General features: G+C 46.2%; 5 protein-coding genes, 1 tRNA gene and 4 pseudogenes. All 10 read left to right on the top strand.

Features of this window, described 5'->3' with window-relative positions:
* Nucleotides 1-9 precede the first annotated feature (9 nt).
* A tRNA-Arg gene (locus UA76_RS01530) sits at nt 10-86 on the top strand.
* Between the two features lie 375 nt (nt 87-461).
* Complete coding sequence (locus UA76_RS01525) at nt 462-719, top strand: oxaloacetate decarboxylase subunit gamma (RefSeq protein ID WP_047042396.1); 258 nt, start codon at nt 462-464, stop codon at nt 717-719.
* Between the two features lie 32 nt (nt 720-751).
* Nucleotides 752-2535 (top strand): annotated as a pseudogene (gene oadA, locus UA76_RS01520) (sodium-extruding oxaloacetate decarboxylase subunit alpha).
* A 9-nt stretch (nt 2536-2544) separates the two neighbouring features.
* Nucleotides 2545-3674: pseudogene (locus UA76_RS01515) on the top strand (sodium ion-translocating decarboxylase subunit beta).
* Between the two features lie 133 nt (nt 3675-3807).
* Nucleotides 3808-4758 (top strand): NADP-dependent oxidoreductase, encoded by a 951-nt coding sequence (locus UA76_RS01510; RefSeq protein WP_047042394.1) that lies wholly within the window; start codon nt 3808-3810, stop codon nt 4756-4758.
* Nucleotides 4752-5212 (top strand): annotated as a pseudogene (locus UA76_RS01505) (YqaA family protein). The gene UA76_RS01510 and the pseudogene UA76_RS01505 overlap by 7 nt, the downstream one beginning before the upstream one ends.
* A gap of 9 nt (nt 5213-5221) precedes the next feature.
* Nucleotides 5222-8079: pseudogene (locus UA76_RS01500) on the top strand (M16 family metallopeptidase).
* Between the two features lie 107 nt (nt 8080-8186).
* On the top strand, nt 8187-9767 hold the full coding sequence (gshA, locus tag UA76_RS01495; protein WP_047042392.1) for a glutamate--cysteine ligase: 1581 nt from the start codon (nt 8187-8189) through the stop codon (nt 9765-9767).
* On the top strand, nt 9764-10375 hold the full coding sequence (locus UA76_RS01490; RefSeq protein ID WP_047042390.1) for a transglycosylase SLT domain-containing protein: 612 nt from the start codon (nt 9764-9766) through the stop codon (nt 10373-10375). The genes gshA and UA76_RS01490 overlap by 4 nt, the downstream gene beginning before the upstream one ends.
* A gap of 24 nt (nt 10376-10399) precedes the next feature.
* Complete coding sequence (gene luxS, locus UA76_RS01485) at nt 10400-10918, top strand: S-ribosylhomocysteine lyase (protein ID WP_047042389.1); 519 nt, start codon at nt 10400-10402, stop codon at nt 10916-10918.
* Nucleotides 10919-10953: the final 35 nt, after the last annotated feature.

Here is a 10953-nt window from a genome sequence, read left to right as displayed (position 1 = left end):
GAAAACCGTGCGTCCTTAGCTCAGCTGGATAGAGTACCTGGCTACGAACCAGGCGGTCGGAGGTTCGAATCCTCCAGGACGCGCCACTATTTTGAAAAGCCTCGCAGAAATGCGAGGCTTTTTTCGTATTTAACACATTAAAAACATATCATTAATAACTCATTTACAACCTATTGTTTTTATTGGTTATTTCTTCGAATTATTAACTGCCTCTCAGTATCCAACCGTTTTTTTGTTTAACTTGCTATAAGACATAGTTAAATGCTCTTTAAAGGGTTAGAAATACAGAGTTATGTGATTTGTGTGACGCATAACTCACCAGATTTGTGTTTTATCCTCAAACCTGCCTTAAACAAAATTGACAAACTTTTACCAATCGAGATAATCCTAGGTCACTTGTCTGAATCGATTGGATGATTTTTAGGCAAGTTATTGTCAGGATGACAAAGAAAGGAAGCAACATGACAAATATTGGAAGCCTGCTAGGAGACGCAGCTACCCTCATGGTTACGGGTATGGCTGTCGTTTTTATTTTCCTAACTATTCTCGTTTATCTCGTTCGGCTCATGTCTCGGTTACTACCCGAAGAAGTGCCAGAACCGATCTCGACACCTATTCAAAATAACAAAGTTCAAACCAACCCTTCTGCTATTAGCCCAAAAGTAGTGGCGGCTATTTCCGCTGCGGTACATCAATATCGTACCTCTACTGCTAAGTAGCATTGTGTAAGGATTAAAAGGAGTTAATGAGCATGTCTAAACCACTTGCTATCACAGATGTGGTCCTTCGTGATGCCCATCAATCACTATTTGCAACGCGTATGCGTATCGAAGATATGCTGCCGATTGCCGCAGAACTCGATAAGGTCGGCTACTGGTCTTTAGAGACTTGGGGTGGCGCAACGTTCGATTCATGTATTCGTTTCTTAGGAGAAGATCCGTGGGAGCGATTGCGTGAGCTGAAAAAAGCAATGCCGAACACGCCAATGCAAATGCTACTTCGCGGTCAAAACCTTTTAGGTTACCGTCACTATGCAGACGACGTTGTAGAGAAGTTTGTTGAACGTGCACACGCTAATGGTATGGATGTTTTCCGTATTTTTGATGCGATGAACGATGTCCGTAACTTCCAAACAGCCGTTAAAGCCGCAGTTGATGTTGGTGCACACGCTCAAGGTACACTTTCTTACACAACCAGCCCTGTGCACAATGCTGACACTTGGTTGATTTAGCTAAGCGTTTAGAAGATCTAGGCTGTCACTCTCTATGTATTAAAGACATGTCGGGTCTGCTAAAACCTTACGAAGCAGAAGAACTGATCACTCGCATCAAAGCGTCTTGTGACGTGCCATTAGCACTTCACTCACATGCAACAACGGGTCTATCGACTGCTACAGCAGTAAAAGCTGTTGAAGCGGGTGTTGATATCCTAGATACCGCTATCTCTTCAATGAGCTGTACTTACGGCCACACGCCAACAGAAACTGTTGTTGCGATGCTGCAAGGCACAGAGCGTGATACAAACCTTAAACTCGACCAAATCGAGCCTATCGCGGCTTATTTCCGTGAAGTACGTAAGAAGTACGCGAAGTGGGAAGGTCAGTTGAAAGGCGTTGATTCTCGCATTCTTATCGCTCAAGTTCCTGGCGGCATGCTAACTAACATGGAAGGCCAGCTTAAAGAGCAAGGTGCTGCGGATCGCATGGACGAGGTTCTAGAAGAGATCCCACGTGTTCGTAAAGAGCTAGGTTACATTCCTCTAGTAACACCGACGTCTCAAATTGTCGGTACTCAGGCGGTTATCAACGTACTAACTGGTGAGCGCTATAAGAGCATCACTAAAGAGACCGCAGGTCTTCTTAAAGGCGAATACGGTGCGGCTCCTGCTGAAGTCGATGCTGAGCTGCAAGCGAAAGTACTGGATGGCGGTGAAGCGATCACATGTCGCCCTGCTGACCTACTGAATGCTGAGCTAGACACATTGACGACTGATCTTTTAGAGAAAGCGAAAGATGAAGGTATTTCTCTGGCAGAAGATACGGTAGACGACGTTCTTACTTACGCTCTGTTCCCTCAAGTTGGTCTTAAATTCCTTAAAAACCGTCACAACCCAGAAGCTTTCGAGCCTGCTCCAGGTAAAGAAGAACCTGCAGCTCCAGCAGCGGCGCCAGTTGCCACTGGTGGTATTGAGAGCTACAGCGTGAAGGTTGAAGGTCAGGTATACGACGTAGAAGTCGGCCCACAAGGTCAACTAACGTCTGTTTCTCCTGCAAGTGCTCCAGCAGCGGCACCAGCTCAAGCGCCAGCAGCACCTGTGGGCAATGCTGAAGCGGTTCCTGCACCTCTAGCGGGTAATATCTTCAAAGTGAATGTTCAAGCGGGAGCGCAAGTTGCGGAAGGCGACGTACTGCTTATTCTTGAAGCGATGAAGATGGAAACGGAAGTACGCGCGGCTCGCGGCGGCATCATTCAAGACCTGCACGTTAAAGAAGGTGATTCTGTAACGGTAGGCGCGCCTCTACTGAGCTTGGCGTAAGGGAGTACCATGGAAGGATTGATGATTCTCTGGTCAAGGACAGGGATTGCGAACTTTCAGTTTGACCAGATCTGTATGATCGCGGTTGGCTGTATTCTGCTCTTTTTAGCTATTCGTAAAGGTTTTGAGCCACTATTGCTTCTGCCAATCGGCTTTGGTGCAATTTTGGCGAACATTCCTAATGCAGGCTTCACTGAGCCGGGCGGACTATTGTATTACGTCTACTATGTCGGTATTGAATCGGGTATCTTCCCGCTTCTTATCTTCTTAGGCGTAGGTGCGATGACTGACTTTGGCGCTTTGATCGCGAACCCTAAAACCTTATGGTTAGGGGCGGCTGCGCAGTTTGGTATTTTTGCGACGCTCTTTGGCGCAATCTTACTTAACTATATTCCTGGCATGGAGTTCACTATGCCGGATGCTGCTTCTATCGCGATCATTGGTGGTGCGGATGGCCCAACGGCTATTTTCCTCGCTAGCCGACTGTCACCGGATTTGCTTGGCGCGATCGCTGTAGCGGCATACAGCTACATGGCGTTAGTTCCAATCATTCAGCCGCCAATCATGAAGGCACTCACTACGCCGGAAGAGCGTAAGATCAAAATGGCTCAGTTGCGTCACGTTGGAAAGGCTGAAAAGATCCTATTCCCACTGGCTGTACTACTGATGACAATCTTGTTCTTGCCATCGGCAACGCCTCTGGTTGGTATGTTCTGTCTGGGTAACTTGATGCGTGAAGCTGGTGTTGTGGACCGCTTATCTAAGACGGCGCAAAATGAGCTAATCAACATCGTAACGATTTTCCTTGGTTTGGGCGTAGGCTCTAAACTGCAAGCGCAAGAGTTCTTGAATGTTGAAACTTTGGGTATCTTGGCGCTAGGTGCGGTGGCATTTAGTATCGGTACGGCTGGCGGTGTATTAATGGCCAAAGTACTGAACAAGTTCTCGAAGGAAGACATTAACCCCTAATTGGTGCTGCGGGTGTATCAGCGGTTCCAATGGCAGCACGTGTTGTTAACAAAGTCGGTTTGGATTCAAACCCACAGAACTTCTTGTTAATGCATGCGATGGGTCCAAACGTTGCAGGTGTACTTGGTTCTGCGGTTGCAGCCGGTATCTTGCTAGCGCTTGTGGGCTAATCATTAAGTTAATTGACGCTCACTTTACACGTCGATAGTTAACTTATTTACGAGAAATGTTATATATTCAAAGGGATGCTCTAGCATCCCTTTTTTATTCCCAATTCATTGTCATCAATAAGGACAGACTGAGATGGAAAACAAACAAGTTGCAATAACCCAATTTGGTGGACCAGACGTTTTAGCAATTCAAACCTCAACCGCTGTGCAGCCCAAAGCAGGTGAAGTACTCGTTAAAGTCTTTTTCTCAGGTGTAAACCCTATTGATGTGAAAACCCGAGCAGGCCTAGGTTGGGCAGCAAGTCAAAACAAAGACAAGCTTCCTTGGGTTCCTGGTTATGACATCGCCGGACAAGTCGTTTCAGTTGGCGATGGCGCTGAGAAGTTTTCAGTCGGTGCTAATGTGGCCGGTTTTATCGGTTTTCCATTGCAAGGTGGCGGATACAGCCAATACGTTTGTGTCCCTGAGGGTGAACTAAGTTTAGTGCCAGATGCTGTAACGCTAGAAGCGGCGGCTGTTCTACCATTAGCGGGTCAAACTGCAGCGCAGGCTATGAATAAGGGCGAAGTCAAAGAAGGCGATCGTGTGCTTATCTTGGCAGGTGCCGGCGGTGTTGGTCACTTGGCGGTGCAAATTGCGGTGGCTGCGAAAGCCGAAGTCTTTACAACTTGCAGTGAAGCGAATCTAGATTACATGGCGACTTTGGGTGCCCATGCGATCAATTACCAGTTTGCTCCGGCATCAGAACGCGTTGAAGATGTTGACGTGTTGATTGATTTAGTCGGTGGTGATGCGGCTCTTGATGCTCTGAAATGTCTGAAAGATGGCGCACGCGTTGTTACTGTACCTACACTCTCTGCTGAGCTTATCTGTGAAAAAGCGAAACTCCTCGGCTTTGAAGCGACGGGCATGTTGGTTGACCCGAATCCTGAACAGCTCGAGACGATGCTTTATATGGTTAGCGTCGGCTTACTAAAAACCGAGATTCAAAAAATATACCCTTACACGGAAGTGGTTGAAGCACATAAACAGATCGAAACAGGCCATACGCGAGGCAAGGTATTGCTTGATATGCAATGCTAGAGAGTTTCGACGCTGCATTTGAAGTTATCGCACTTTGGTTTTCTGATTCTGCGCTATGGGTTTTATTCATAAGCGGATTTTTGAGTGCAACGCTTCTCCCCGGAGGCTCAGAGGCTGGCTTAATTGCCACTTTGAGCCTTAATCAATTTACAGTATCGACTATTATCGCTGTCGCAACAGTGGGCAACACCTTGGGGGCTTGACCAATTATTGGTTGGGTTTGTGGCTGCCAAATCGAACTCAGCAAGAGAAACATGGTCATAAAGCCATACAATGGCTTCAAAAATATGGCTATTGGACACTACTATTCAGTTGGCTGCCAGTGATCGGCGATCCGCTATGTTTGGCTGCGGGATGGTTAAGGATGAAGTTCCTGCCATGTTTAGTTCTCATTTTCATTGGTAAAGCAGCAAGGTACAGTATTCTTGCCGCGCTCTTTTACGGTCTTTTTTAAGGAGAAGTCATGAGGAAACTGTGGCTAGGTGCCGTTTCACTCATAGCCTTGGCTGGCTGTGCATCTATCAAAGCACCTTCAATTCCATTTTTCTCTTCCCTGCCAGAAGGCGTGACTCTGATTGAAGAGTCAAAAGCTGAATCTGGCAAGGTTAAAATTCCCTATTCTAAGTACGAGTTGGATAACGGCCTTACCGTTATTCTATCCCCAGATGATTCCGACCCGCTGGTTCATGTGGATGTGACTTACCATGTAGGTTCTGCTCGTGAAGAGGTAGGAAAATCCGGCTTTGCCCATTTCTTTGAGCATATGATGTTCCAAGGATCTGAAAATGTGGGTGATCAAGAACACTTTAAGATCATCACTGAAGCGGGCGGTACGCTAAACGGTACGACCAATCGTGATAGAACCAATTACTTCCAAACGATCCCATCAAACCAGTTAGAAAAAATCTTATGGCTTGAATCTGATCGTATGGGTTTCTTGCTAGATGCAGTATCGCAACGCAAGTTTGAAATTCAACGAGATACGGTAAAGAACGAGCGAGCGCAAAACTTTGATAATCGACCTTATGGCCTAATGTGGGAACGTATGGCCGAAGCGATGTATGAAGAGGGTCATCCTTATTCATGGCAAACCATTGGTTATGTTGAAGATCTCGACCGTGTGGATGTGAACGATCTGAAAGCCTTTTTCCTACGATGGTATGGCCCGAATAATGCTGTTCTGACCATTGGCGGTGATATCAACGTTGATGAGACCTTGGAGTGGGTAAACAAATACTTTGGCTCGATTCCAAGAGGACCGGAAGTTGAAAGTGCACCTAAGCAGCCAGCGCAGTTAAATGAAGACCGTTACATCGTTCTGGAAGATCGCATCCAACAACCTATGGTGATGATCGGCTGGCCAACGCAATATCGTGGCCATGAATCTAAAGCGTCTGTAGATGCACTGGCAAATTCTCTTGGTCAAGGAACAAACAGTTTCCTTTACCAAAACTTAGTCAAAACCCAAAAAGCGGTCGATGCTGGAGCCTTCCAAGATTGTGCTGAACTCGCGTGTAACTTCTACGTCTACGCGATGGCACCATCTGGAGATAATGCAAACCTAGAACCGCTTTACAATGAACTTCTAAACACACTAGAGCAATTTGAGCGTGAAGGCGTGCCTCAATCACGCTTGGACCAGATCACTGGTATGGCAGAAGCAGACGCTGTATTTGCCCTGCAAAGCGTGCGTGGCAAAGTATCACGTTTAGCATCTAATCAAACCTTCTACGGGCAGCCAGATCGAATCGAAGATCAGCTGGACCAGATTCGCGCAGTGACGCCCGAATCGGTGATGCAGGCGTATCAGGCGTTCGTGCAAGATCAACATAAGGTCACTTTGAGCATAGTGCCAAGAGGCCGACTAGACTTAGTGGCTCATGAAGCGACGTTTGTGACGCCACCGCGAACTTTGCCAGAATATGTCAAAGTGAATGAAACTCAGCTTGAGTATCGCAAAGCGGTTGATGATTTTGATCGATCAGTCATGCCAGAGGTTGCTGACAGCGTGAAAGCTCAGATGCCAGATTTGTACGATGTCTACTTTGATAATGGCGCTGAACTTCTGGGTACCTATACATCAGAAACCCCAACCGTACAGATTGATATTCGTCTACCTGCCGGCGAACGTCATGTTCGTAAGGGCAAAGAAGGCTTGGCGAACCTAACGGCTGCATGATGGAAGAAGGGACTCAAACCTATTCTATTGAAGAGCTGCAGGCAGAGCTGGATAAGTTGGGTAGTCAGATAGGCATTAAAGCTGGCGTCTACCGCACCACACTCTCTATTTCAGCATTGGAGAAAAACCTTCCAGCAACGTTAGCGATTGTTGAAGATGTATTGTTTAACCCAGCTTTCAATCCACAAGATTTTGAACGCGTGAAACAACAAATGCTTGAAGGCGTTGTTTATCAGCACCAGCAACCAAGTTGGCTTGCCTCACAAGCAACGCGTCAAGTGCTGTTTGGAGATTCAGTATTCTCCCGTTCAAGCGATGGCTCTGAAGCGTCAATCAGAGAGTTAACCCTAGAAGATGTAAAACAGTTCTATAACGAGCATTATACTCCTAATGGTGCACAGATTGTGGTTGTGGGTGACATTAGCAAGCGTGCCGTGAAAAATGAGCTCGCTTTCATCGCCGATTGGCAAGGCGATGCGTCGCCACTATTGCGCCCGCAAGTTGTGCCAACCGTTTCGGGCCAAAAGGTCTATATTGTAGATAAGCCGAACTCTCCGCAAAGTGTGGTTCGATTTGTGCGTCAAGGTTTGCCATTCGATGCAACCGGTGAGGTGTTCTTAACTCAGTTAGCGAACTTTAATCTAGCGGGGAACTTCAATAGCCGTATCAATCAAAACTTGCGTGAAGATAAAGGGTATACCTATGGTGCAAGCGGTTACTTCGCTTCAAATCGAGAAGTTGGCGCGATTGTATTTAATGCCCAAGTGAGAGCGGATGCGACAGTCGCATCGATTGTGGAAATTCAGAAAGAGTTGGCGGAGTTTAGTGCTAACGGTTTAACCGATGAAGAGCTATCCTTTATGCGACTGGCTGTTGGTCAGCAAGAAGCCTTGATGTACGAGACACCATCACAAAAGGCTAACCTTCTGAGTAGTATTCTCACGTACAGCTTGGATCAAGATTATCTTCAGCAGCGTAATCGAATAGTTGAGACGGTGGATAAGAAAACCCTCGATAGTTTAGCTAAGAAATGGTTTGAGCCGAGTGAGTATCAAGTGATCATAGTGGGTGACTATGAACGCTTAAAGCCTGAATTAGAAAAACTGAATATTCCCGTAGAAGAGCTTGAAATCATCCGATAGAGTACACATAAATAAGAAAGCAGAGCACAGGCTCTGCTTTCCCTTAACGGACTAATTTATAAATACCCCAGCTTTAGCTGGGGTAATGACTATAAGCGAACCGCATTTTGACTGATTTTGCTGCGCGACTAAAACAAGTCGCATCCCACCCTGATGTCTTTCAGCAGTATGGACGTGGTGTTGAACGAGAAACACTGCGATACCAAGAAGAAGGTAGGTTGGCAACGACGCCACACCCAAAAGCGCTTGGCTCAGCATTGACCAACGAGTGGATCACAACAGACTTTTCAGAGTCTTTGTTGGAATTCATTACGCCAGTGTCTAATGACATTCCGACGTTACTCGCTCAGCTATCAGACGTTCATCACTTCACTCAAACCAAATTGGGTAATGAGAAGTTATGGCCGCTTTCAATGCCATGCTTTGTGAACGATGAAGAAGATATCCACCTAGCTCAGTATGGCTCGTCGAACAGCGGTAAAATGAAGACCTTGTATCGTGAAGGTTTAAAACGTCGCTACGGCAGTTTGATGCAAATTATCTCGGGTGTGCACTTTAACTTTTCATTCCCAGAAACGTTTTGGGATGCGCTGTATGGCGAACAGAGTGAGAAAGAGCGAGAACAAGCGAAATCGGATGCTTATTTCGGCCTGATTCGTAACTACTACCGCTTTGGCTGGTTAATCCCATACTTCTTTGGCGCTTCTCCTGCGTTGTGTTCTTCTTTCATTCAAGGGCGTGAAACTTCATTGCCGTTTGAAAACCTAGATGGAACCTTATACCTGCCCGAAGCAACGTCACTGCGCATGAGTGATCTTGGGTACACTAATAGCGCTCAAAGTGTTCTGAAAATCGGTTTCAACAGCCTTGAGCAATACTTAGAAGGGTTGAACCAAGCGATTCATACGCCATCAAAAGAGTTTGCGGAAATTGGTATCAAAGTGGATGGTGAATACCGTCAGTTAAACTCGAACGTTTTGCAGATCGAAAATGAGTTGTACTCACCAATTCGACCAAAACGTGTCGCTAAAAACGGAGAGAAGCCTTCTGAAGCGCTTGGCCGAGCGGGTGTTGAATATATTGAGGTTCGAGCACTCGACGTGAATCCATTTAGCGCCATTGGTATCACTGAAGATCAAGTGCGCTTCTTGGATATGTTCCTGACTTGGAGCGTATTGCAAGAGTCAAAGTCGATGGATGATCGCGAACTAGAGTGCTGGCGTTCAAACTGGAATAAAGTGATTGAATCAGGTCGTAAACCGGGTTTGGAACTCAAGATTGGTTGCCAAGGTGAGCGTTTAACACTCCAAGAGTGGGCGAATCGTGTATTTAAAGATCTACGTGAAATCGCGGTTGAGATGGACAAAGCACATGGTGGCAATCACTATCAAGCGACTTGCGATAAGCTTTCAAAGTGGATTGACGATCCTGAACTAACAATCTCTGGTCAATTGCTAGCGAAGACTAAGCAATTTGGTGGTCTACTTGGTGTGGGCAATGAGCTGGGTAATCAGTACCATGAGTCTCATCTTGCTCACCAATATCAAGTTTACTCTGAGCAAGAGATGGAAGAAGAAGTGGCTCGCTCAGTTGCAAGCCAAAAAGCCGTGGAAGATTCCGATACGCAATCTTTCGATGAGTTTCTTGAAAGCTACTTCTCTTACCTAAACCAAGGTGAGATTCAGTGAGTAAGTTAGGCCAAAGCGTATTAGTTTGCGCTTTGGCACTCTTGGTTTTAGCCGGGTGTTCGACTACGCCACCGAAAAAGCAAAATAACATTTGCGATATTTTTCGAGAAAAACCGAGTTGGTATGATGATGCGGTTGATATGGAAGAAGAGTGGGGGACACCGATCCATGTCGCGATGGCTTTCGTAAAGCAAGAGAGCAGTTTTATTCATGATGCACGCCCGCCTAAAGATTATCTGTTAGGTTTTATCCCGTGGGGACGTGTTAGCAGCGCTTATGGGTATGCTCAAGCTCAAGATCCTGCTTGGGCAGACTTCCAGAAGGCAACAAGCCACGGCGGGTCTCGCACCAGCTTCGATGATTCGCTGATGTTCATTGGTTGGTATACTAATGAGACACGCAAGCAGCTCGGCATTTCACTCTGGGATCCTTATAATCAGTATTTGGCTTATCATGAAGGTAGAGGCGGATACAAAAGAAAGAGCTATCAAGCGAAGCCATCATTGATTAAGATTGCACGCAAAGTCGAGCAACAAGCAAAAGACTATGGTTGGCAACTGAAACAATGCCGACAGGAACTAGAAGATAATCGAAGCTGGTTTTTCTAACCGGCTTTAACATGGAGAAAGGCAATGCCATTACTAGACAGCTTTACTGTTGATCACACACGAATGAACGCACCAGCAGTCCGCGTCGCGAAAACGATGCAAACACCAAAAGGCGATACAATCACTGTTTTTGATCTTCGTTTTACTGCGCCTAATAAAGATATCCTTTCAGAAAAAGGCATCCACACTTTAGAGCACCTTTACGCAGGCTTCATGCGTAATCACCTAAATGGCACTGACATCGAAATCATTGATATCTCGCCAATGGGTTGCCGCACTGGTTTTTACATGAGCTTGATTGGTACGCCATCTGAGCAGCAAGTAGCCGATGCTTGGCTTGCGGCAATGCAAGACGTACTGAAAGTGGAAGATCAGAACAAGATCCCTGAACTGAATGAATATCAGTGTGGTACAGCAGCAATGCACTCACTGACAGAAGCGCAAGAGATTGCTAAAGCAATCATTGCAGCAGGCATTCAAGTCAACAAAAACGATGAGTTGGCGCTACCTGAAGCGATGCTTCAAGAGCTTAAAGTCGACTAAGTATTCGCTTGTTAATGCAGTAAATACTGATGCTG

Origin of the sequence: Vibrio mexicanus (assembly GCF_001012815.1) — a bacterium.
GTDB classification, from domain to species: Bacteria; Pseudomonadota; Gammaproteobacteria; order Enterobacterales; family Vibrionaceae; genus Vibrio; species Vibrio mexicanus.
Note: the sequence above shows the minus strand (reverse complement) of the source record. Positions and strands in the feature narration are given on the sequence as shown.